Here is a 22955-nt window from a genome sequence, read left to right as displayed (position 1 = left end):
GGATCATGCGCGCCATCCCTCTATTGCCATTGTTGCTTGGTGGATGGCTTGTCCTCCCCGTTCATGCCGATGAAGCGCAAGACTCGCTAAAGCGTCTTGCGCAGGCTGAGCAGCAGCAAAGTTTTCAGGGCACCTTCGTTTACGAGCGAAACGGTAGTTTCTCTACCCACAGAATCTGGCATCGGGTCACTGATGGCAAAGTCCGTGAACGATTGCTGCAGCTGGATGGCTCCGCCCAGGAAGTGTTGCGCGTTGATGGGGTAACCCAGTGCGTTAGCGGCACCCTCGAAGCGGGGGTTTCCAACGTTCCCGATTCTTCAGTGCATGCATACGATGTTAAAAAGCTCTCCGCCTGGTACGACATGAAAGTTGTCGGCACTTCGCGGGTGGCTGGCCGTCCGGCAAAAATTATTGCGCTGGCGCCTAAAGATCAACATCGATACGGCATTGAATTACACCTCGACGACGAAACCGGATTGCCACTCAAATCGCTTTTGTTGAGCGAGAAGGGGCAGTTGCTGGAGCGCTTCCAGTTCACAGAATTTGATGCTGCCAGTGTCCCTGATGATCAGGTGTTGCAAGCCAGTGCTGACTGTAAGCCTGTGGCAGTCGCCAAGGCCAAACCCGACGCATCCAGGAAGCCAGCGCCCTGGCGTCTGGAGTGGATGCCTCCGGGGTTTGAGCTCAGCAGTAGCGCAGTTCGCAAGGATCCGTCATCCAGTACGCAAGTCAGCAGTCTTATGTATGACGACGGCATCGCCAGGTTTTCGGTTTTCGTAGAGCCTATTAGTGGCACCGCGGTGACCGATACTCGCACCCAGCTTGGACCCACTGTGGCCGTTTCACGTCGACTCGCGACGCCTAAAGGTGATGTGCTGGTGACGGTTGTAGGTGAAGTACCCATTGGGACGGCCGAGCGAGTTGCACTTTCGCTTCGCAGTACTGATCTGCAGACCAGCAAGAAGTAATCCGCAAAAGTGATGGCCGGTGCCCAAGATGTAGAAGGTTTCATCTTGGGCCCGGTAGTCCGCAGCGTAAGCCTTTGCAGGTTATCCGGGCAGTTCGCCGAAATGTTTGGTGAGGTTTCCAGGTTGCAAAAACTCTCTTTTTTTTCTATAGGTCACAGCTTCGCAGCTCTGGCCTTTGTTTTTTTCCGGCCAGGAAAAACGCTGCTGGAAATATGCACTCGGTCGAGTGCTATGGGCGCAGGCTCATTGGGCCGTTCGGTCTGTACTGCTTAACTATGCTCGTTGTGAACGGGAGCCGTATGTCTATACCAAGCTTGAAATCCTATCTTTCACTGTTTGCCGCCGTGCTGATGCTCGGTCAGGTTGTCACAGCTCAGGCCGAGGCGTTGCCAGACTTCACCAGTCTTGTCGAGCAAGCTTCCCCGGCTGTAGTGAACATCAGTACCCGCCAGAAGATGCCGGAGCGCTCCGTTGCTCAGAGCCAGATGCCTGATCTTGAAGGCCTGCCCCCTATGTTGCGTGAGTTTCTCGAGCGCAGTGTGCCGCCAGGGTCGCGTCCGCCAGGATCGGGGCGTGGTGATCGTCAGCGTGAAGCTCAGTCGCTAGGGTCCGGATTCATTATCTCGGCTGATGGCTATGTGCTGACCAACAATCATGTGATCGACGGTGCTGACGAGATTCTGGTTCGTCTTTCTGATCGCAGTGAGTTGAAAGCCAAGCTGGTCGGTACAGATCCGCGCACTGACGTTGCAGTGCTGAAAATCGAAGGAAAGGACCTGCCAACAGTCAAGCTCGGCAACTCCGAGAAGCTGAAGGTGGGCGAGTGGGTTCTGGCGATCGGTTCTCCGTTCGGTTTTGATCACTCAGTGACCAAGGGCATTGTCAGCGCCAAAGGCCGTAGCCTGCCAAACGACACTTATGTGCCATTCATTCAGACTGATGTAGCGATCAACCCTGGCAACTCCGGTGGTCCGCTGTTCAATATGTCGGGTGAAGTAGTCGGAATCAACTCACAGATTTTCACCCGTTCGGGTGGCTTCATGGGGCTGTCGTTCGCCATCCCTATCGACGTAGCGCTGGATGTTGCCAACCAGATCAAAGCCAGCGGGAAAGTTAACCGTGGCTGGCTGGGCGTCGTGATTCAGGAGGTTAACAAAGACCTGGCTGAGTCCTTTGGTCTGGACAAGCCTGCCGGTGCACTGGTTGCTCAGGTGCTCGACAATGGTCCGGCCGCCAAAGGTGGTTTGCAAGTGGGTGACGTGATCCTCAGTGCCAATGGCACGCCTATCGTCATGTCCGCTGATCTTCCGCACCTGATCGGCAATCTCAAGGACGGCAGCAAGGCTGAGCTGGGGATCATTCGCGACGGTAAGCGTCAGAATCTGACTGTGACGGTGGGTGCTTTGCCTGATGAAGGTCAGGAAATGGGCAGCCCTGACTCCGCTGGAGCTGAGCGCAGCAGTAATCGCCTGGGCGTATCCGTTGTCGATCTGACCGCTGAGCAGCAGAAAACTCTGGAGTTGAAGGGCGGTGTGGTTATCAAAGAGGTGACCGACGGTCCGGCAGCCTTGATTGGTCTGCAAGCGGGTGATGTGATCACGCACCTCAACAACCAGGCTATCAATTCGGCGAAGAACTTTGCCGAGATAGCAAAAGGTCTGCCGAAGAATCGTTCCGTATCCATGCGCGTGTTGCGTCAGGGTCGCGCGAGCTTCATTACCTTTAAACTGGCTGAATAGTCGGGGCAATCAGCAATCAAGGGCGGTGCTTACCGCCCTTTTTTGTGAGCGTTGTGCGCTCGAATGTCGATCTGGTCGCCGCTTAACGTGACGCCCAAGCGTTAGTTCAGGTACAATTCCCGGCTATTTTTCGGCGGGCAATCTGCCTGCAACCTTTTTGAGTGTTGATCCGTGAGTGATTTGAGTCATATCCGTAATTTCTCCATCATCGCCCACATTGACCATGGCAAGTCGACGCTGGCCGACCGCTTCATTCAAATGTGCGGCGGCTTGTCCGAGCGCGAAATGGAAGCTCAGGTGCTTGACTCCATGGATCTCGAGCGTGAGCGCGGGATCACCATCAAGGCCCACAGCGTTACGCTGCACTACAAGGCCAACGACGGTAAAACCTACCAGTTGAACTTCATCGACACCCCGGGTCACGTCGACTTCACCTATGAAGTCAGTCGTTCCCTGGCCGCGTGCGAAGGTGCATTGCTGGTTGTAGATGCCGGTCAAGGTGTTGAAGCGCAGTCCGTTGCCAACTGTTATACCGCCATCGAGCAGGGCCTTGAGGTCATGCCGGTGCTGAACAAGATGGACTTGCCGCAGGCCGATCCGGACCGCGTCAAGGAAGAGATCGAAAAGATCATCGGCATCGACGCCACTGACGCCGTAGCCTGTAGCGCCAAGAGCGGCATGGGCGTGGACGAAGTGCTGGAGCGTCTGGTTCACACCATTCCTGCGCCGACCGGTAACATCGAGGATCCGCTGCAAGCGTTGATCATCGACTCCTGGTTCGACAACTACCTGGGGGTTGTTTCCCTGGTGCGTGTGCGTCACGGTCGGGTGAAGAAGGGCGACAAGATTCTTGTCAAATCCACCGGCAAGATGCACCTGGTCGACAGCGTGGGTGTCTTCACTCCCAAGCACACGGCTACGGTGGATCTGAAAGCCGGTGAAGTGGGCTTCATCATCGCTGGCATCAAGGACATTCATGGCGCACCGGTAGGTGACACCCTGACCTTGAGCACCACGCCGGATGTTGAGGTTCTCCCAGGGTTCAAACGTATCCAGCCGCAGGTTTATGCCGGTTTGTTCCCGGTCAGTTCCGACGACTTCGAAGACTTCCGTGAAGCCTTGCAGAAGCTGACGTTGAACGACTCGTCCTTGCAATACTCGCCGGAAAGCTCCGACGCACTGGGCTTCGGCTTCCGTTGCGGCTTCCTCGGCATGCTGCACATGGAGATCATTCAGGAGCGTCTGGAGCGTGAATACGATCTGGACCTGATCACCACAGCGCCGACGGTTATTTTCGAACTACTGCTCAAGACCGGTGAAACGATTTACGTCGATAACCCGTCCAAGCTGCCTGACCTGTCTGCTATTGAAGACATGCGTGAACCTATTGTCCGGGCAAATATTCTAGTACCGCAGGAACACCTCGGTAACGTGATTACACTGTGCATCGAGAAGCGCGGCGTTCAGCACGACATGCTGTTCCTGGGGACTCAGGTGCAAGTGACCTACGATTTGCCGATGAACGAAGTCGTCCTCGACTTCTTCGACCGTCTCAAGTCCGTAAGCCGTGGCTATGCATCGCTGGATTACCATTTCGACCGTTACCAGTCCGCCAATCTGGTGAAGCTTGACGTGCTGATCAACGCCGAGAAGGTCGATGCACTGGCGCTGATCGTGCACCGTGACAACGCGGCCTACAAAGGCCGTGCGTTGACCGAGAAGATGAAAGAGCTGATTCCTCGGCAGATGTTCGACGTAGCGATTCAGGCTGCCATTGGTGGTCAGATCATTGCGCGTACAACCGTCAAGGCTCTCAGAAAGAACGTACTGGCCAAATGTTACGGTGGCGACGTGAGCCGTAAACGTAAATTGCTTGAGAAGCAAAAGGCCGGTAAGAAACGCATGAAGCAGGTCGGCAACGTGGAAATTCCACAAGAAGCTTTCCTCGCAGTGCTCAGGTTGGAATAGTCAGGTCCTATGTCACTAAATTTCCCGCTGTTGCTGGTCATCGCTGTATTCGTCTGCGGTTTGCTGGCGTTGCTCGACCTGGTCATCCTGGCACCTCGTCGCCGGACTGCCATCACGACTTATCAGGGCAGTGTCAGCCAGCCGGATGTTGCGGTGGTAGAACGCCTGAACAAGGAACCTCTGCTGGTTGAGTACGGCAAGTCGTTCTTCCCGGTATTGTTCATCGTTCTGGTATTGCGTTCGTTTCTGGTCGAGCCGTTCCAGATACCCTCCGGGTCGATGATCCCGACGTTGCGGGTCGGTGATTTCATCTTGGTGAACAAGTTTTCCTACGGGATTCGCTTGCCGGTCATTGATGAAAAGGTGATTTCAGTCGGTGAGCCGAAACATGGCGATGTGATGGTCTTTCGTTATCCAAGCGATCCAAGCGTCAACTACATCAAGCGTGTGATCGGCCTGCCCGGTGACAAGATTCGCTACACCGGTGACAAGAAACTCTTCATCAACGGTGAGCTGGTTGCCAAGCAGTTGATCGGTACCGAGCCAGGTACGCTTGGCAGTGCCGAGCTTTACAGTGAGAAACTGGGTGAAGTGGAGCATCAGATCCGTCAGGAAATGAGCCGCTACCGTGCTCCGCCTGATCGCGAGTGGACAGTGCCTGCCGGTCATTACTTCATGATGGGCGACAACCGTGACAACTCTAACGACAGTCGCTACTGGGATGATCCCAATATTCCGAAGGATGAGCTCGGAATGGTTCCGGACAAAAACATCGTCGGTAAGGCTTTTGCCGTATGGATGAGCTGGCCTGAGCCTAAACTGAGTCACTTCCCTAACTTTTCGCGAGTAGGGTTGATCAAGTAATCAATACGGCGCTGTGTTCTACAGCGCCGTATGTCATTTGGGGTTGCTCGAAAATATGCTGCGGCTGGTGAAACATCAGCGTGTGCGATGACGAGCTATCCTTGGGGTCGTACATGACGTTTGCCGGTTCGCAAAAGGGATGGTCGTTTACAGGAGTATTGCTGGCAGTAGCGCTGGGAATATTTTTACTGAGTGTAGCGTTCAAGCTGGTCCCGCATTACCTCGATAATCGAGAGATGAAAAAAATCATCAATGCGGTCGATAGCAACCGGGCTCTGGAAATCAGTACGGTCAGCGAGTTTTACAGTTATGTCGGGAAGAGCATGCAGGTCAACAGTATTCGGGATGTGGATTTGAATAAGGCGTTAAGCGTGACGGTAGAGAACAACAGGTTCCTTGCCCATTTGAAATATGAAAAACGTGAACCACTGATCCGCAATGTCGATCTGGTGGTGATGTTCGACGACACTTTCAGCGTGGGTAAACCGTGAGCGTTTCCTTGAGTCGCCTGGAGCGTCAGCTCGGCTATACCTTCAAGGATCAGGAACTGATGGTCCTGGCCCTGACTCACCGCAGCTTTGCCGGACGTAATAACGAGCGTCTGGAATTCCTCGGTGATGCCATTCTTAACTTCGTTGCTGGCGAAGCGCTGTTCGAGCGTTTTCCGCAGGCCCGTGAAGGCCAGTTGTCGCGCCTGAGAGCGCGTTTGGTGAAAGGCGAAACCCTTGCGTTGCTGGCACGTGGCTTCGACCTTGGCGAGTACTTGCGGTTGGGGTCTGGCGAGCTGAAGAGCGGCGGCTTCCGCCGTGAGTCGATTCTGGCTGACGCCCTCGAGGCGTTGATTGGTGCGATTTACCTGGATGCCGGCATGGAAATGGCACGCGAGCGTGTGCTGGCCTGGCTGACTACGGAGTTCGACAGCCTGACACTGGTCGACACCAACAAAGATCCAAAGACCCGACTGCAGGAGTTTCTTCAGTCGCGTGCCTGCGAGCTGCCACGTTACGAAGTGGTGGATATCCAGGGCGAACCGCATTGCCGAACGTTCTTCGTCGAATGCGAGATCACCTTATTGAATGAAAAAAGCCGGGGTCAGGGTGTCAGTCGTCGCATTGCCGAACAGGTAGCAGCGGCCGCAGCACTTATTGCCCTTGGTGTGGAGAATGGCCATGACTGATTCAACCGCAACACGCTGTGGCTACGTTGCCATCGTCGGCCGCCCGAATGTGGGCAAATCCACGCTGCTCAACCACATCCTCGGTCAGAAGCTGGCGATTACTTCGCGTAAGCCGCAGACCACTCGTCACAACATGCTGGGTATCAAGACCGAAGGCGCTGTTCAAGCCATCTACGTCGACACCCCAGGCATGCATAAAAACGGCGAGAAAGCGCTCAATCGCTACATGAACAAGACTGCTTCGGCGGCATTGAAAGACGTTGACGTTGTGATCTTCGTGGTCGATCGTACCCGTTGGACCGAAGAAGACCAGATGGTTCTGGAGCGTGTGCAATACGTGCAAGGTCCACTGATCCTGGCGATCAACAAGACCGACCGTATCGAAGACAAGGCCGAGCTGATGCCGCACCTGGAGTGGCTGCAAGGCCAACTGCCGAACGCATCCATCGTGCCGATCTCCGCGCAACACGGGCACAACCTGGAAGCACTGGAAAGCCTGATTGCTTCTCACCTTCCGGAAAACGATCACTTCTTTCCCGAAGACCAGATTACCGACCGTAGCAGCCGCTTCCTGGCTGCGGAGCTGGTTCGCGAGAAGATCATGCGCCAACTGGGTGCCGAGCTGCCGTACCAGATCACTGTGGAAATCGAAGAGTTCAAGCAACAGGGTAAAACCCTGCATATTCATGCCTTGATCCTCGTCGAACGTGATGGCCAGAAAAAAATCATCATTGGCGACAAGGGCGAGCGCATCAAGCGTATCGGTACTGAAGCTCGCCGCGACATGGAGCTGTTGTTTGACTCCAAGGTCATGCTCAACCTTTGGGTCAAAGTCAAAGGTGGCTGGTCCGATGACGAGCGCGCCCTGCGTTCGTTGGGCTACGGCGACCTGTAAGCCTGTTTCATCCGGTGCGACTTGTCTGGTCGCACCGGCTCGACTGCCTGCCTTAGCTTTCCTAGAGCCACCTGAATGATCAGCGTGCCTATCGGCCAACCTGCTTACGTGTTGCACAGCCGGGCGTACCGTGAAAACAGCGCATTGGTGGACTTTCTTACTCCCCAAGGCCGGCTGCGTGCCGTGCTGCGTAATGCGCGGGGAAAGGCCGGCACGCTGGCCCGTCCGTTTGTGCCGCTGGAGGTCGAATTCCGTGGGCGCAGTGAGTTGAAAAACGTGGGTCGAATGGAAAGCGCCGGCGTTGCCAGCTGGATGGTGGGTGACGCGCTGTTCAGCGGGCTTTACCTGAACGAATTGCTGATCCGCCTGCTGCCAGCAGAGGACCCTCATCCTGCGGTATTCGATCACTACGCTGCAACGTTGCAGGCGCTCGCCGAAGGCCGGCCCCTGGAGCCATTGCTGCGTTCGTTCGAATGGCGCTTGCTGGATGATCTCGGTTACGGATTTGCATTGGACGTTGATATCAATGGCGAACCCCTGGACGCCAATGGCCTTTACCGCCTGCAAGTGGATGCGGGGCTTGAGCAGGTTTATCTGCTACAGCCCGGTCTGTTCAACGGCACCGAGTTGCTGGCCATGGCTGAAGCTGACTGGAGCGCCCCGGGTGCCTTGTCCGCCGCCAAGCGGCTAATGCGTCAGGCATTGGCTGTACATCTGGGCGGTCGCCCATTGGTTAGTCGTGAATTGTTTCGCAAGTCGTGATCAGGCTTTATGCTCACCGACCTGTTTCGATCATATTTCAGGAGACACCCGTGACTCAGAGCACTCGCATCCTTCTTGGCGTGAACATCGACCATGTTGCCACCTTGCGTCAGGCCCGTGGCACGCGTTACCCGGACCCGGTCAAGGCCGCGCTGGATGCTGAAGAAGCGGGTGCTGATGGTATTACGGTGCATCTGCGTGAAGACCGTCGTCACATTCAGGAACGCGACGTCCTGTTGCTCAAGGACGTGTTGCAAACCCGGATGAATTTCGAAATGGGCGTTACCGAAGAGATGCTCGCGTTTGCCGAGCGTATCCGTCCTGCTCACGTTTGCCTTGTACCGGAAACACGTCAGGAGCTCACCACTGAGGGCGGTCTGGACGTCGCCGGGCAAGAAGCTCGCATCAGGGCGGCGGTGGAACGCCTGAGCAAGATTGGCTGTGAGGTGTCGCTGTTTATCGATGCCGATGAACAGCAGATCGCCGCTTCAAAGCGTGTAGGCGCTCCGGCTATCGAATTGCACACGGGCCGCTACGCAGACGCTCAAACGCCCACTGAAGTCGCTGAAGAGCTGCAGCGGATCGCTGATGGCGTGGCTTTTGGCTTGAGCGAAGGTTTGATCGTCAACGCCGGGCACGGCCTGCATTACCACAACGTTGAGGCGGTAGCCGCGATCAAGGGCATCAACGAACTGAACATCGGCCACGCACTGGTGGCTCATGCGCTGTTTGTGGGCTTCAAGGCGGCCGTTGCTGAGATGAAAGCGTTGATTGTGGCGGCTGCTTATAAAGGTTAACCCCTATGTGTAGGAGTGAGCTTGCTCGCGATTCGCTATCAGCCGAAATGTGATTTGACTGGTCTGGCGCTATCGCGAGCAAGCTCACTCCTACAGGGGTAATAATTTAGATATCTACGGCTTGCGCCCCACAATCACTGCCCGCATCGGCGCAGGCAAGCCTTCTACGGTTTTGCTGTGGTCCTGCGGGTCGAGGAAGTCGCTTAACGACTGATAGCGCATCCATTCTGTGCTGCGTTGTTCCTCAACAGTGGTCACGCTGACATCCACGCAGCGCACGTCAACAAAGCCTGCGCGGCGAAGCCACAGTTCCAGGGCGGGCACTGATGGCAGAAACCATACGTTGCGCATTTGCGAATAGCGGTCTTCCGGGACGAGGACCTGATGCACGTCGCCTTCAACCACCATGGTTTCAAGCACCAGTTCGCCACCCTTGACCAGGCAGTCCTTTAGCGCCAGCAAGTGATCAATGGGTGATTTGCGGTGATAGAGCACACCCATCGAAAACACGGTGTCGAAGCCTTCAAGCCGCGCGGGCAAGTCTTCCAGAGCGAAGGGCAGGTGCCACGCCGGTAGCTCGGGAAGGTATTTCTGCATGGCCTGGAACTGGCAGAAGAACAACCAGTTCGGATCGACACCGATTACGCTGTCAGCACCAGCACCCAGCATGCGCCACTGGTAGTAACCGTTGCCGCACCCCACATCCAGCACCCGCTTGCCCTTGAGGTCGAGATGCGGCGAGACACGCGACCACTTCCAGTCTGAGCGCCACTCGGTATCGATGTGTACGCCGAATACATCGAACGGCCCTTTGCGCCATGGGGATAGTCCCATCAGAGCAGCGTGGGTTTGCGTTCGGGTTTCATCGTCGCAATCGACGTCCAGAGTAAAGCTGTCTTTAAGCTCTACACGGGTTGGCAGCAGATCCGGCAAGGCATTGAGAGCACCTTGCCAGCGCTCCAGATCACCATGACCTTTAGCCATTTTGGTATCGAGTTGAGCCTGCAGGCCGTTGGCCCATTCAGCCAGAGGAGTGCCCGCCAGACGGCGGACCAGTGGGGCAAGATCAATCATGGCAGGGCAATCAACGAGGCAAAGTTAAGGCACTGGAACCACGGGACCACCTTGGAAAAGCCCGCGTCGAGCAGGCGTTGGCGGTGTTCTTCGAGGCTGTCGGGTTTCATCACGTTTTCGATGGCGCTGCGCTTCTGGGCGATTTCCAGTTCGCTGTAGCCGTTGGCGCGTTTGAACGCGATGTGCAAATCGGTGAGCAAAGTGTGTTCTTGCTCATCAGTGAAACGCAGCTTTTCAGACAGAATCAGCGCGCCACCCGGCACCAGTGCCTGACGAATACGGCCTAGCAGCGCCAAGCGTTCTTCGGGCGCAATGAATTGCAGGGTGAAGTTGAGTGCCACCACTGAAGCGGGTTCGAACTCAAGGGCCAGGATGTCGCCCTCAATCACCTGCACCGGCAGTAACTCTTGGAACATCGAGTCCTGAGCGTTCAGGTATTCACGGCAGCGTTCGACCATGGCCGCTGAGTTATCAACAGCGATCACCTTGCAGCCGTCTACTCGTACATGGCGGCGCAAGGCTTGCGTCACAGCACCCAGTGAACTCCCCAAGTCATACAGGACACTGTCGGGTTGGGCAAATTGCGCCGACAGCACGCCAAGGTTTTCGACAATCGTTGGATAACCGGGCACCGAGCGCTTGATCATGTCCGGGAAGACCCGCACCACGTCCTCGTTGAAGGCGAAGTCCGGCACCTGGGCAAGGGGCTGGGCGAAAATGCGGTCTGGTTCTTTGCTCACGGTGGTTCCGGCGGGGGCTGAAAAGTGCGGCATTTTAGCCAAATCCGCGCCTCGGCCGAAACCTCATCTCATCGAACGACAGGAAATCCTGCTCAGTTGACGGTAATGGCGCAGTCGAAGGTCTGTTCCGGAGGGACTTCCGGTGCCCAGGGCTGTTGATAGACCATCAACAAACGCCCGGTCCCCGCCGTCGAGGCCTGGTAGCGCCAGACCGATTGCCCGGCACTGCCGACCGTGTTGCGGTCATCGGAGTTGCTGTAGACCTCAGGTCCGAGGCTACGCAGGATGGATGGCGCAGCGTCCTGGATTTGCCAGCGATATCCGGTGGTGGGCGAACTGGGAAGGCTCAAGATCAAGGTTTGCCCGGTTTTGAGAGGCAGCGGGCAGTCGCTTTGATCTTCGAGGGTGACGATGTGTTTGGGTTGTTGCGCGCACGCGGTGAGCAGCGACAGGCTTAGCAGGGCAAGCAGACGGGCAGGTGGCATGGTGGCTCCGGTCTTCGAACGAGACCGGAGCATAACCGATGAGTTGTGGGTGTGGGAGAGTGTTAGAGGGTGCGCCTCTGTGGGAGAGGGGCTTGCCCGCGATAGATATGACGCAAACATCAGTTAGATCGCGTTAGCTTTATCGCGGGCAAGCCCAGCTCCCACAAGGGTAATATCGCCCGTTAAAACAACACCTTCGCCACATCCGCAAAGCGCTTGGCGAAGTGCACGGTGATGCCTTCTTTCAGGTAGTCCGGCAGCTCTTCGAAGTTGCCGCGGTTAGGTTCCGGGAGGATCAGTTCATTGATCTTCTGGCGCCGCGCCGCGATGACTTTCTCTCGTACGCCGCCAATCGGCAATACATGCCCGGTGAGGGTCAGCTCACCCGTCATGGCCACGCCTTTTTTCGGCGCCTGGTTGCGGGCCAGCGACAACAGGGCGCTCGCCATCGTTACCCCTGCGCTTGGACCATCTTTCGGGGTAGCGCCTTCGGGAACGTGCAAATGCACGAACGCTTCGTCGAAGAAGGTCGGATCGCCACCGAATTGCTTGAGGTTCGAGCTGACGTAGCTGTAAGCGATTTCCGCTGACTCTTTCATCACGTCGCCCAGTTGCCCGGTGAGTTTGAAGCCACGATTGAGGGTGTGAATCCGCGTCGCTTCAATCGGCAGGGTCGCGCCGCCCATGCTGGTCCAGGCCAGGCCGGTGATAACTCCAGTGCCGGCCAACACTCGTTCGTTACGGAATACCGCCATGCCCAGCGATGCTTCAAGGTCCTTGGGGCCGATCTTGATGGTCGACTTGGGCTCATCAATCAACTTCACTACAGCCTTGCGTACAACTTTGCTCAGCTGTTTTTCAAGTTGCCGGACTCCGGCTTCCCGCGCATAACCTTCAATGATCGCGCGCAGCGCCGTGTCGCTGATGCTGAGGCTGCCCTTGGAGACACCAGCCTTCTCCAGCTGCTTGGGCCATAAGTGGCGCTTGGCGATGGCGAGTTTTTCTTCGGTGATGTAACCCGACAGACGAATGACTTCCATCCGGTCAAGCAGTGGGCCGGGGATTGAATCCAGGGTGTTGGCAGTGCAGACGAATAGCACTTTCGACAGGTCCAGACGCAGGTCCAGGTAGTGATCGAGGAATTCGACGTTCTGCTCCGGATCCAGGGTTTCCAGCAGGGCTGAAGCCGGATCGCCCTGGAAGCTCTGGCCCATCTTGTCGATTTCATCGAGCATGATGACCGGGTTCATGACTTCCATATCCTTGAGCGCCTGTACCAGCTTGCCCGGCTGGGCGCCAATATAGGTGCGACGGTGGCCCTTGATCTCGGCCTCGTCACGCATGCCGCCGACGCTGAAGCGATAGAACGGGCGGCCAAGCGATTCCGCAATCGAGCGTCCGACGCTGGTCTTGCCAACCCCAGGCGGACCCACCAGCAACACGATGGACCCGCTGATCTCGCCTTTATAGGCTCCGACGGCGAGGAACTCGAGGATCCGCGACTTGATGTCGTCCAGGCCCGCGTGGTGTTGATCCAGCACTTTACGGGCGTGCTTGAGATCCAGTTTGTCTTTGCCGAAAACACCCCAGGGTACTGAACTGGCCCAGTCCAGATAGTTACGGGTGACCGCATATTCCGGAGAACCGGTTTCCAGCACCTTGAGTTTGTTTATTTCCTCATCGATGCGCTTGCGGGCCTGCGCGGGCAGGGTTTTGCCTTCCAGGCGCGCTTCGAACTGTTCGATGTCGGCGCTGCGGTCGTCTTTGCTCAGGCCCAGCTCCTGCTGGATAACCTTGAGTTGCTCCTTGAGAAAGAACTCGCGCTGGTGCTCACCGATCTTGCGGTTTACCTCGGCGGAAATTTCCTTTTGCAGGCGCGCGACTTCGACTTCCTTACGCAGCATGGGCAGGACTTTTTCCATGCGTTTGAGCATCGGGACGCAGTCGAGGACCTGTTGTAGCTCGACACCGGTGGCGGAGGTCAATGCGGCGGCGAAGTCTGTCAGCGGCGACGGATCGTTGGGGCTGAAGCGATTGAGGTAGTTTTTCAGCTCTTCGCTGTACAGCGGGTTGAGCGGCAGCAGCTCTTTGATGGCATTGATCAAGGCCATGCCGTAAGCCTTGACCTCATCGGTCGGCTCGTTGGGCTGATGTGGGTATTCGACTTCCACCAGATAAGGCGGGCGATGATGCTTGAGCCAGGTTTTGATCCGTACCCGGCTAAGGCCCTGGGCGACGAACTGCAGTTTGCCGTTTTCACGGCTGGCGTGGTGCACCTTGACCAGAGTGCCGTACTCCGGCAAAGCCCCGGTATTGAAGTGCCGCGGGTCTTCAGGTGGCGTGTCCATAAAGAACAGCGCCAGAGAGTGGTGATCAGATTTGCTGACCAGCTCCAGTGTTTCGGCCCAGGGCTCTTCGTTGACGATCACCGGCAATACCTGAGCCGGGAAGAAAGGGCGGTTGTGAATCGGGATGATATAGACCTTGTCCGGCAGGTTCTGCCCAGGCAAAGCGAGCGTGGTGCTGCTGGAACTCAGCGTTACTTCGGGCTCGGCTTCTACGTCGTCTGGCAAATCTCGTGAGTCTGCTTGCTGGTCGCTCATGGGGCACCTGCACAATTGAACATGGTGCTTAGATGGGGCAGTCGCCCTCAGGTTTCAATGGCTCCTGTCGATAGCCTATTGAGAGGAAGGAAAAACAAGCCATTCATGGCGCCGGAACTACCTTTCGTCGAATCGTCATCGATGATGGCCAAATGCCTCTTCACAGTGCGTGATCTTCTGTCTCACCGCAGCTACTCTGCGTTGAGACCCTTCGTTGCCAAGGCTGGCGCTGTTTTATCCGGCTTTGCCGTTGTGGATTGAGGTTATGAGCAAATTATTGTCATTGATCGTTTCGAGCTGTGTCCTGGCTTTGTGTACAGCCTCGGCCTCGGCTGCCACGTTGACCGCCCGCGTGGTCGATCAGCAAGGCAAACCGCTGCCCAACGCCGTCATTACCCTGAAAGGGCCGCCGGGCAAGAGTGCTGTTGCGCTCAAAGCCGACATGGATCAGCGCGATCAGGAGTTTGTGCCGCGGGTTCTGGCAGTCCACAGCAACACGGAAGTCAAATTCCCCAACAGCGACAACATTCGCCATCAGGTTTATTCGTTTTCTCCGGCCAAGCGCTTTGAGCTGCGCCTCTACAGTGGTACTCCGTCTGATCCGCTGTTGTTCGACAAGCCGGGAGTCGTGGTACTGGGGTGCAACATTCACGACTGGATGGTCGGTTACATCTACGTTACCGATGAACCCTGGTTCGCCGTCAGCGATGCCAATGGTGTCGTGAAATTTGAGGATATGTCCGCAGGACATTACTCGGCGACGTTGTGGCACCCCAAGACCATTGATATGCAACCGGCCAGTGGTGGCGATTTTGATGTGCCTGCTGCCGGGTTGAGTAAGGATTTCAAGCTGGAAGTGGAGCCTGACGATGACGATAAGTCCTCGGCGCCTGCCCCTGACGCGTTCGGTGATGCTTTTCATAAAGCTGCCCACCAATGAACCTGCGTACCAGTTTTCAGGCGCGAATCGCCAGCGTGCTCATCGCGTTGCTGCTGGTGGTAGTCGTGGCGGTGTTTCTCGCCGTCAAGGCTGCAACCGGCGACGCTGTTCGCTCCCAGGCGCAAACCCAGCTGGAGGTGGGCGCTCGGGTATTCGCCGATGTGATGGACATGCGGGGCAAGCGGCTGCGTGATGGGGTGCAACTGGTTTCGGCTGACTTCGGGTTTCGCGATGCCGTCGCCAGTTCCGACGCTTCGACCATTCGTTCGGTGCTGCTCAACCACGGTAGCCGGATCAGCGCCAGTGACATGTTTCTGCTGGGGATGGATGGCACCGTCGTCGCCAGCACCATCCCGCAAATCGTTGAAGGTACAAAATTCCCGTTTGATCAGACCTTGCGTGATGCTCGTCGCAAAGGTCAGTCCATGGTGATCGTCCCAGGTGCTGGCGTACCTCATCTTCTGGTAGAGAGCACCGTTCTGGCACCTTTACCTATCGGTCGGGTAGTGATGGGCTTCAGCATGGATGCCGAACTTGCCCAGTCGTTGCGCTCACTCAGTGGTCTTGAGGTGTCGTTTCTCACCGTCGAGAACGGTGAGCCCGGGCATTTGATCAGCACGCAACCTGCCGAGCTGGACGCCAGCCTGATAGAGCTGATGCTCGACCCGGCTAAAAGTCGTGCGCACATGACCGAGCATGGTGGCCTCAGTTTCTTGAGCCAGACCATGGTGCTGGACACCATCGACGGAGGGCAGGAGCAGGTTTTTGCTCTGCTGCAAAGCCCGATTGATAAAGCGATGCTGGCCTTTGCGCCGCTGGACGAGAAGATTTTCTGGATCTCGATCATTGCGCTGCTGGCCTCGCTGATCGGCACTCTGGGGCTGGCCCGCAGTGTTTCCCAGCCAGTTCAGGAACTGGCGGAGGCCGCCAAGCGTATCGGTGAGGGCGATTATAAAACCCCTGTCACACTGGCTCGCAGTGACGAACTGGGGCAGTTGGCAGTGGCCATCAACACGATGCAGCAAGGCATCGCGGTTCGTGAAGACCAATTGGCCCACAACGCACTGCATGACCCTCTGACCGGTCTGCCCAATCGGGCCTTGGCGATGGAGCGTCTGAGCAGTTCCATTGCCGCGCAGCGGGCCATGACGCTGCTGTATCTGGGCATCGATAACTATCTGGCGATTAGCGACGCGTGTGGTGCTGCCGGTGTCGATCAATTGCTGCAGCAGATCGGCAAGCGGTTGCAGGATACCTTGCAACCAGGCGATACCCTGGCGCGTTTGACTGCCAATGAGTTTCTGGTTTTGCTGGACCATACGGGCAGCGACGGCGCGGTAGGCCGTGCGGATCGGCTGCAACGTTTGCTGGGGCAGCCTCAGCATGTGGATGGCAACGACGTAACGCTGGAATGCAGTATCGGCATTGCCAACTTTCCAGAGCATGCTTCGTCCTCTGACGAGTTATTCAGGCGTGCAGCCATTGCGCGTCAGGACGCGGCGAATCTGCCGGGCCGTTTGCAGGTTTATCAGGACGGTCGGGATCTTGCTCACCAGCGCCAGATCAGTTTGATTCGCGATCTGCGTCATGCCGCGAAAAATGGCGAACTCATGCTTCATTACCAGCCAAAGCTGGATATCCGGCAAGGAACTGTGCGTCAGGCCGAAGCCCTGTTGCGCTGGACACATCCGAAATTCGGCAACGTATCGCCGGCAGAATTCATCGTATTGGCGGAGCGCACTGGCAGTATTCACCTGCTGACCAATTGGGTCATCGAAGAGTCGATGCGCCAATTGGCCGAGTGGACAACGCGCGGCCTGTACTTGCAGGTTTCGGTGAATATTTCCGCCGATGACTTGCTCGGTGAACACTTGGTCGACCGCGTGATCAGGCTTCTCAGGCAGCATCAGGTACCCGCCGAGCAGTTGATTTTCGAAATTACCGAGAGTGCTGTGATGCGTGAGCCCGAGCACGCACTGGTCGTGCTAAATCGTCTGCGCGACCTGGGCATCAGCCTGTCGGTGGATGACTTCGGCACTGGCTACTCATCACTGGCGCACCTCAAGCGGCTACCGGTGCAGGAGCTGAAAATCGATCAGTCGTTCGTGCGTAATCTGGATGAAACCAGCGAAGACGCGGTGATCGTGCGCTCTACCATCGAAATGAGCCATAACCTTGGGCTCAAGGTGGTCGCCGAAGGCGTTGAATATGAACACAGTCTCAAGTTACTGGAGCGCTGGCACTGCGATACGGCTCAGGGTTACCTGATCAGCCGTCCACTCCCCGCAGTCGCCTTCGAGGCCTGGATGGCCAAGTCCTTGTCCTCACCCAGCCTGATGGTCCATTGAGCTATGAATTACAAATATTCGGTCGTGCTGAGCTGTGTTCTGGGCGCCTTCATGCCAGTTGCAGAGGCTGACAACGGTCGTTTGATTGCGACCGGAGGCGCTTCCAGTATCGAGGGGGCGGCGGGCGGCGGTATTACGCCGTGGGCCGTGCTGACCGGTTATGGCGAACAGGGCGAGTGGGGCACCAGCGTCTTTGCGACCCATGTCGACCTGCCGGATTACACGCTGGACGTAGCAGGCATGTCGGTCGCTTATGGCAACCGCGTGGAATTGTCTTACGCCCATCAGCGTTTCGACCTTGGGACGCTGCAAAGAGATTTGAGCTTGCCGGAAGACAACCTGACCCAGGATATCTTCGGTGTGAAGGTGCGATTGTTTGGTGACTTGATCTACGACACCTTGCCGCAAGTGTCGTTGGGTATTGAGTACAAGAAGCAGAATGACTTCCTGATCCCCAGCCTCATTGGCGCCAAGCGTGATTCGGACGTCGAGGGTTACCTGACTGCCAGTCGTCTGTTCATGGGGGCGGCGTTTGGTTACAACCTGGTGGTCAACGGCGGTGTGCGTTACAGCCGCGCCAATGAAACCGGTTTGCTGGGCTTCGGTGGTGATCGTCGCGATACCCGCAGTGTGCTCAAGGAGGGGTCGGTCGCTGTGCTGTTCAATCCGCACTGGGCTGTGGGTGTTGAGTATCGTGAGAAACCGGACAACCTTTCTTTTGCCGGTGAGAGCGATTGGGCTGATTTGTTTGTGGGCTATTTCCCTAACAAGCATCTCTCCGTGGTGCTGGCTTACGCCAAGCTAGGAGAAATCGCTACGCTTGAAAACCAGAACGGGGCCTATCTGTCCATTCAGGGGAGTTTCTGATCATGCGCCTGCTGAGCTGGTTTCTGTTTGCATTGCTGGTCGGTTGTGCTCAACAACCGCCCAAGGATGACAGTCTTTACCAAGCACTGGGGCAGCGTGCCGGCATTCAGCGCATTGTCGAAGGCTTGCTCATCACTTCGGTAAAAGATAAGCGTATCGGCGAGCACTTCAAGAAGATCGATATCGTGCGGCTGCGTGACAAGCTGGTTGAGCAGTTGTGTGTTGAAGCGGGTGGCCCGTGTAAGTACACCGGTGACACTATGGCTGAAGCCCATAAGGGCCAGAAACTGACGCGCAGTGATTTCAATGCCCTGGTTGAAAACCTGATTGACGCCATGGATGCCGAAGGTATCTCAGTACCCAACCAGAATCGATTGATCGCCCGGCTTGCGCCGATGCGCGGTGACGTGATCGAGAAGTAAATCGACGCAAAACTCTAAAGGGGATGATACCTGTGGGAGCAGAGCTTGCTCGCGATAAGGCTGGACGCAATCTAATTTGAACCGCATCCAGCCTTATCGCGAGCAAGCTCTGCTCCCACACAAAAAAGGCGGCCCTCTTTCGATGGCCGCCTTTTTCATTGCATCAGCGAAACATCAATCCGGCAGTTTGAACGCCATCACGTAGTCGCCTTGCTTGGTGCCCAGCGAACCGTGACCGCCTGCAACGACCAGCACGTATTGCTTGCCATCCTTGCCGGTGTAGGTCATCGGTGTGGTTTGCGCGCCTGCTGGCAGGCGGCCTTCCCACAACTGCTTGCCGTTACGAACGTCGTAGGCACGCAGGTATTGGTCCAGGGTACCGCTGAGGAACGCTACGCCACCGGCAGTGGTAAACGTGCCGCCCAGGCTTGGAACACCCATGGACAGTGGAATCGGAACCGGCGAGCTGTCACGCACGGTGCCGTTCTTGTGCTTCCAGATAGTCTGATGGTTGGTCAGATCAACCGCTGCGACATAACCCCAGGCCGGTGCCTGGCACGGCAGGCCCATCGGCGACAGCAGCGCTTCGAGGATTACGCCATATGGCGCGCCTTTGTTCGGCTGTACACCTTCAGTTTCGCTCTTGCGACCAGGGCCGCCTTCGACTTCTGCCGCGGGCACCAGCTTGGAGCGGAAGGCCATGTAGCTTGGATTGACGAAAGCAATCTGACGCACCGGATCAACCGAAATACCGCCCCAATCGAACACGCCGAAGTTACCTGGATAGACGATCGAACCTTGCAGCGATGGCGGCGTGAACGGGCCGTCGTAGCGCAGCGATTTGAAGTCGATCCGGCACAGCGCCTGATCGAATGGTGTCACACCCCACATGTCGCGTTCTTTCAACGGCGGCGGCATGAAGTTCAGGTCGGACTTGGGCTGGGTTGGCGAGGTGCGATCACCCGCTACTGCGCCTTGCGGAACCGGTACTTCATTGATCGGGATGATCGGCTGACCATTGCTGCGGTCCAGCACGTAGATGCTGCCCTGCTTGGTCGATACCAGTACCGCTGGCTTGATGCCGTCGGCGGTTTTCATGTCCATGAGGGTCGGCTGCCCGCCCACGTCCATGTCCCACAGGTCATGGTGAGTCAGTTGCATGTTCCAGCGGACTTTGCCGGAAGCGATGTCCAGGGCCACGATACTGGCGCTGTACTTCTCTGACTCGTCAGTACGGTCGCCGCCCCACTGATCCGGAGTCTGGTTGCCCATCGGCAGGTAAAGCATGCCGAGTTTTTCGTCGACGGCGAACATCGACCACATGTTGGGCGAGTTGCGAGTGTAGGACTGACCTTCTGCAAGCGGGGTCGTATCGTCCGGGTTGCCGCTGTCCCAGTTCCAGACCAGACGGCCCGTATGAACGTCGAACGCGCGGATCACGCCCGAAGGCTCATCAACCGAAACGTTATCGGTGACGTGGCCGCCAATCACCACCAGGTCCTTGGTCACGGCAGGTGGCGAGGTGGAGTAGTAACCGCCCGGGGCGAAAGTACCGATGTTGGCACTCAGGTCGATGGCGCCTTTGTTGCCGAAGTCTTCACAGACTTTGCCGGTGTCGGCGTTCAGTGCGATCAGGCGAGTGTCGGCCGTTGGCAGGAAAATACGACGCGGGCAGGCATTGGCCGTTGCTGGTGCAGCTGGTGTGGCCGGGCTTTGCGCCGGTGCCGCTGCATAAGCGGCGTCATCGTGGTACGACACGCCACGGCAGGTCATGTGCGCCCAGCCTTTGAAGTTGGCTGCGTTCTGGGTGCTGATCTTCGGATCGTAGCGCCAGATTTCCTTGCCGGTGTCCGGATCAAGGGCAATCACCTGGCTGTGCGGTGTACACACGTAAAGCATGCCGTTGACCTTCAGCGGCGTGTTCTCGGCAGTGGTTTCACCCGGATCGTTCGGCCCCGGAATATCGCCCGTGCGATAAGTCCAGGCCGGAACCAGTTTGCTGGCGTTGTCCGGAGTGATCTGTGCCAGTGGCGAGTAACGGTCACCGAAGCCGGTGCGCCCGTAGGACTGCCAGTCGCCATCAGGCATGGCTGGCGCGGCACTGGTGGTGCCCGCAGTGTCACGGTCCAGTTGACCCTTGATTTCACCGGGGTTGGTGAACTGGCTGGCCAGCGCAGTGAGGCCTGCCAGCACTACGGCGACGGTCAGTGCGCCGGTGCCTTTACCGCCAGGCTCGCCACGCAGGACGGGGCGGCGGAACCATGGCAGCAACATGACGATGCCCAAGGCAAACCACAACGCCAGACGTGGCACCAGTTGCCACCAGTCCAGACCCACTTCCCACAATGCCCAGACGGTGCTGGCGAACAGGATCAGTGCGTACAAGCCGAATGCCGCACGGCGTCCGGTGATGAGCAAAATGCCCGTCACCGCGAAGCCAATGCCTGCCAGCAAGTAATACAGCGAACCGCCCAGTTGCAGCAGTTTGACGCCCAGGCCTAGCAGGATCAGGCCCATCAGCAGTATCACCAGCCCGAGCAACGTCGGTAGCAGGCGATTTTTACTCAAAGCACCGTCAGTGCTCATAGTGTGAATCTCCAAGGACAGATTTAAGTGATGAAGCTTTGTTATTCGCGCAGGATTCGCTGAGGAATTGCCTGCAATACTTTGAAACTAGTCGTTGATACGAACTAATGACAGCAGAAATCAGCCGTCGGTCAGAACGATGACTGAATTTTTAGCCCCGCCACCAACGCATCGTCCACCTTGTCCACTCCACCGGGATGGCGAACGAACTGCAGATTCGGGCGCACCGTCAGCCAGTTGGTCAGGTGCACGCCGTAATACAGCTCTGCGTTGTATTCGGTGTCCTGCAGGGGTGTGAATGCCGGATCGTTGTAGTCGAAAACAGCGGCCGCCTGATTACGCGCGGCGGCATTTTTGCGGTAGGCAGGGTTGACGTGGATGCGCGAGACGGCGAGGCCGATATCATCTTTGGGACGAGCGTCGAACGGACCTTTATAAAACGCGCCGACGGCGACGTAGTTGTCGACCATGTTGGTCTTCTTGTCGTGCATCGTGCTATTGGCGAACACGCTCAAGCCGCGGCTTTGATCGCCGTCCCTGCTGGTCACCTGCTGCAGCAGGTTCAACCACATGCCGTGTTTGCTCGAAGCACTGCGATAAGTACCGTCAGTGAGCGCTGCCGGCTGGCCATTGCTGTTCTTGTAAACGTCCTGGCTGTCGGCGGTGCTGTAGTAATAACCGGCGCGGTACTCGCCTGGCAGACCGTTCACCTTTGGCGACCAGACCAGTTCTACCGGTAAGACGGCGCCTTGGGTGCCGCTGCCGCTGAGCTTGAAGCCGTTATCGTTTTCCAGATTTGACGGGTTCTGCTCGAACGCGCCGATCTGGGCGAAGAACTCGGGAGTGATCTGGTATTTGATGCGCATCGCCCATTGGCTGACCGGCCAGTTGTAAACGGTGCCGCCGTCCCAGTTACCGACTTGAGAGCCGCACAGTGAGAGGTTCTGGAAGTCGCAGGGGAAACTGCCGAAGTCTTCGCCCTGATTGAATCGGCCCAGCTTGATACTCAAGGCCTGATCAAAGAATTTTTGCTGATACCACAGCTGCGTCAGGCGGGTAACGCTGCCACGCCCCCAGACTTCTTGTGACGAAGACAGCGTGCCAGTGCGCGGGTCGCTGACCCGGTCGTTGCTGATGTTGTCACCGTTGCGGTTGGTCACGGTCAGTTGAAACTCTGCATCGTGCCAGCCGAGAATCTTCTGTAGATCGAGGTGAGCGCCGAGGGCGTATTGATCGCTGTAGCGCACTGCGTTGTCGTGGCTGTAACCACCGTGCAGGTTGGAACCCATTTCGGCGGTGTAGTCGAGTTTGAAGTCGTAGCCTTGTTGCGACAGCTCGGTGCGTTTACCGCCCCAGTCGCCCAGCATCCATGGCGAATCACTATCAAATGCCGGGGCGGCTTGAACACAGCTGGCAAGGCCTGCAGCGGCGAGCCCACAGAGCCCGGCAGTAAAGCGTCGGCGTGAAGGGAAGGGCAGGGCAATAGCCAAAAAACGTATCGGGTCGGCAGACATAGGTATCGTTCTTTTGAGTTATTTGAAAAAAAGGCGTGCGGCGCTATGCCGCGGTTTCGCAACGTATTTAGAGGTTGCAAAATCGGTTCAGCTGGCAGGTTGTAATGATAGGGGGCTATCGAGTTCGTAAAAAGCAACAAAACTGACATGGATCATTGCGGGGATTGCAACAGTGGAAGGGCGGTCTGTTGGAGCGAGGGGCGCGA

Annotated in this window: 19 protein-coding genes; 13 read left to right on the top strand and 6 right to left on the bottom strand. The window is 57.0% G+C overall.

Annotated features, from left to right (window positions below):
* Positions 1-5: 5 nt before the first annotated feature.
* The 9 genes from AUC61_RS11950 (at position 6) to pdxJ (ending at position 9170) form a co-directional block, all read left to right on the top strand.
* Entirely contained in the window at positions 6-968 is a 963-nt protein-coding gene (locus AUC61_RS11950; protein ID WP_243246277.1) for a MucB/RseB C-terminal domain-containing protein, read from the top strand.
* A 350-nt stretch (positions 969-1318) separates the two neighbouring features.
* Entirely contained in the window at positions 1319-2707 is a 1389-nt protein-coding gene (locus AUC61_RS11945) for a DegQ family serine endoprotease (RefSeq protein ID WP_422765269.1), read from the top strand.
* 171 nt (positions 2708-2878) lie between these two features.
* A complete protein-coding gene (gene lepA, locus AUC61_RS11940) occupies positions 2879-4675 on the top strand; it encodes a translation elongation factor 4 (protein ID WP_243246276.1) in 1797 nt (598 codons plus the stop codon).
* 9 nt (positions 4676-4684) lie between these two features.
* Entirely contained in the window at positions 4685-5539 is an 855-nt protein-coding gene (gene lepB / locus AUC61_RS11935) for a signal peptidase I (RefSeq protein ID WP_243246271.1), read from the top strand.
* Positions 5540-5652: 113 nt separating this feature from the next.
* Positions 5653-6030: a DUF4845 domain-containing protein gene (locus tag AUC61_RS11930; protein ID WP_243246270.1), complete on the top strand. Its 378-nt coding sequence runs from the start codon at positions 5653-5655 to the stop codon at positions 6028-6030.
* Positions 6027-6716 (top strand): ribonuclease III, encoded by a 690-nt coding sequence (gene rnc, locus AUC61_RS11925; protein ID WP_122665432.1) that lies wholly within the window; start codon positions 6027-6029, stop codon positions 6714-6716. The genes AUC61_RS11930 and rnc overlap by 4 nt, the downstream gene beginning before the upstream one ends.
* Positions 6709-7611: a GTPase Era gene (gene era / locus AUC61_RS11920; RefSeq protein WP_122665431.1), complete on the top strand. Its 903-nt coding sequence runs from the start codon at positions 6709-6711 to the stop codon at positions 7609-7611. The genes rnc and era overlap by 8 nt, the downstream gene beginning before the upstream one ends.
* A gap of 75 nt (positions 7612-7686) precedes the next feature.
* Positions 7687-8373, top strand: a complete 687-nt coding sequence (gene recO, locus AUC61_RS11915; protein WP_279291002.1) for a DNA repair protein RecO — start codon at positions 7687-7689, stop codon at positions 8371-8373.
* A gap of 50 nt (positions 8374-8423) precedes the next feature.
* Entirely contained in the window at positions 8424-9170 is a 747-nt protein-coding gene (pdxJ, locus tag AUC61_RS11910; RefSeq protein ID WP_243246269.1) for a pyridoxine 5'-phosphate synthase, read from the top strand.
* 114 nt (positions 9171-9284) lie between these two features.
* On the opposite strand, the gene cmoB is transcribed toward pdxJ, so the two are convergent.
* The 4 genes from cmoB to lon form a co-directional block, all read right to left on the bottom strand.
* The gene (gene cmoB, locus AUC61_RS11905; protein ID WP_243246266.1) at positions 9285-10244 is read right to left on the bottom strand and encodes a tRNA 5-methoxyuridine(34)/uridine 5-oxyacetic acid(34) synthase CmoB; all 960 of its coding nucleotides are present in this window, start codon (positions 10242-10244) and stop codon (positions 9285-9287) included.
* On the bottom strand, positions 10241-11017 hold the full coding sequence (cmoA, locus tag AUC61_RS11900) for a carboxy-S-adenosyl-L-methionine synthase CmoA (RefSeq protein ID WP_243246265.1): 777 nt from the start codon (positions 11015-11017) through the stop codon (positions 10241-10243). The genes cmoB and cmoA overlap by 4 nt, the downstream gene beginning before the upstream one ends.
* A 59-nt stretch (positions 11018-11076) precedes the next feature.
* Complete coding sequence (locus tag AUC61_RS11895) at positions 11077-11469, bottom strand: protease inhibitor I42 family protein (RefSeq protein WP_243246263.1); 393 nt, start codon at positions 11467-11469, stop codon at positions 11077-11079.
* A 182-nt stretch (positions 11470-11651) separates the two neighbouring features.
* On the bottom strand, positions 11652-14072 hold the full coding sequence (lon, locus tag AUC61_RS11890) for an endopeptidase La (protein WP_122665426.1): 2421 nt from the start codon (positions 14070-14072) through the stop codon (positions 11652-11654).
* Positions 14073-14337: 265 nt separating this feature from the next.
* Between lon and AUC61_RS11885 the strand changes: the two genes are divergently transcribed.
* From AUC61_RS11885 to AUC61_RS11870, 4 genes are read left to right on the top strand one after another with little or no spacing between them, the layout of a single operon-like run.
* A complete protein-coding gene (locus AUC61_RS11885; RefSeq protein ID WP_243246258.1) occupies positions 14338-15012 on the top strand; it encodes a methylamine utilization protein in 675 nt (224 codons plus the stop codon).
* On the top strand, positions 15009-17360 hold the full coding sequence (locus AUC61_RS11880; protein ID WP_243246253.1) for a bifunctional diguanylate cyclase/phosphodiesterase: 2352 nt from the start codon (positions 15009-15011) through the stop codon (positions 17358-17360). The genes AUC61_RS11885 and AUC61_RS11880 overlap by 4 nt, the downstream gene beginning before the upstream one ends.
* A gap of 3 nt (positions 17361-17363) precedes the next feature.
* Positions 17364-18227, top strand: coding sequence for a DUF3034 family protein (locus AUC61_RS11875; protein WP_243246251.1), 864 nt, complete (start codon positions 17364-17366; stop codon positions 18225-18227).
* Complete coding sequence (locus AUC61_RS11870; RefSeq protein WP_422765268.1) at positions 18227-18649, top strand: group I truncated hemoglobin; 423 nt, start codon at positions 18227-18229, stop codon at positions 18647-18649. Before AUC61_RS11875 ends, AUC61_RS11870 begins: the two co-directional genes overlap by 1 nt.
* Positions 18650-18823: 174 nt before the next feature.
* On the opposite strand, the gene AUC61_RS11865 is transcribed toward AUC61_RS11870, so the two are convergent.
* Positions 18824-21235 (bottom strand): glucose/quinate/shikimate family membrane-bound PQQ-dependent dehydrogenase, encoded by a 2412-nt coding sequence (locus tag AUC61_RS11865; RefSeq protein WP_243246249.1) that lies wholly within the window; start codon positions 21233-21235, stop codon positions 18824-18826.
* A 131-nt stretch (positions 21236-21366) separates the two neighbouring features.
* Positions 21367-22749 carry a carbohydrate porin gene (locus AUC61_RS11860; protein ID WP_243246248.1) on the bottom strand — a complete coding sequence of 461 codons (1383 nt, stop codon included), beginning with the start codon at positions 22747-22749 and terminating at the stop codon, positions 21367-21369.
* Between the last annotated feature and the right edge of the window lie 206 nt (positions 22750-22955).

This window comes from Pseudomonas maioricensis (assembly GCF_022790535.1).
Classification (GTDB): domain Bacteria; phylum Pseudomonadota; class Gammaproteobacteria; order Pseudomonadales; family Pseudomonadaceae; genus Aquipseudomonas; species Aquipseudomonas maioricensis.
The sequence above is the reverse complement of the archived record's forward strand: the minus strand, read 5'-3'. Positions and strand labels throughout refer to the sequence as shown.

What these genes read in the sequence shown, in the direction of transcription:
- cmoA (WP_243246265.1), bottom strand. Translation starts at nt 11,017, where the DNA reads ATGCCGCACTTTTCAGCCCCCGCCGGAACCACCGTGAGCAAAGAACCA.
- AUC61_RS11885 (WP_243246258.1), top strand. Translation starts at nt 14,338, where the DNA reads ATGAGCAAATTATTGTCATTGATCGTTTCGAGCTGTGTCCTGGCTTTG.
- AUC61_RS11860 (WP_243246248.1), bottom strand. Translation starts at nt 22,749, where the DNA reads ATGTCTGCCGACCCGATACGTTTTTTGGCTATTGCCCTGCCCTTCCCT.
- era (WP_122665431.1), top strand. Translation starts at nt 6,709, where the DNA reads ATGACTGATTCAACCGCAACACGCTGTGGCTACGTTGCCATCGTCGGC.
- lon (WP_122665426.1), bottom strand. Translation starts at nt 14,072, where the DNA reads ATGAGCGACCAGCAAGCAGACTCACGAGATTTGCCAGACGACGTAGAA.
- cmoB (WP_243246266.1), bottom strand. Translation starts at nt 10,244, where the DNA reads ATGATTGATCTTGCCCCACTGGTCCGCCGTCTGGCGGGCACTCCTCTG.
- AUC61_RS11880 (WP_243246253.1), top strand. Translation starts at nt 15,009, where the DNA reads ATGAACCTGCGTACCAGTTTTCAGGCGCGAATCGCCAGCGTGCTCATC.
- AUC61_RS11930 (WP_243246270.1), top strand. Translation starts at nt 5,653, where the DNA reads ATGACGTTTGCCGGTTCGCAAAAGGGATGGTCGTTTACAGGAGTATTG.
- lepB (WP_243246271.1), top strand. Translation starts at nt 4,685, where the DNA reads ATGTCACTAAATTTCCCGCTGTTGCTGGTCATCGCTGTATTCGTCTGC.
- AUC61_RS11945 (WP_422765269.1), top strand. Translation starts at nt 1,319, where the DNA reads ATGCTCGGTCAGGTTGTCACAGCTCAGGCCGAGGCGTTGCCAGACTTC.
- AUC61_RS11895 (WP_243246263.1), bottom strand. Translation starts at nt 11,469, where the DNA reads ATGCCACCTGCCCGTCTGCTTGCCCTGCTAAGCCTGTCGCTGCTCACC.
- AUC61_RS11865 (WP_243246249.1), bottom strand. Translation starts at nt 21,235, where the DNA reads ATGAGCACTGACGGTGCTTTGAGTAAAAATCGCCTGCTACCGACGTTG.
- recO (WP_279291002.1), top strand. Translation starts at nt 7,687, where the DNA reads ATGATCAGCGTGCCTATCGGCCAACCTGCTTACGTGTTGCACAGCCGG.
- AUC61_RS11950 (WP_243246277.1), top strand. Translation starts at nt 6, where the DNA reads ATGCGCGCCATCCCTCTATTGCCATTGTTGCTTGGTGGATGGCTTGTC.
- AUC61_RS11875 (WP_243246251.1), top strand. Translation starts at nt 17,364, where the DNA reads ATGAATTACAAATATTCGGTCGTGCTGAGCTGTGTTCTGGGCGCCTTC.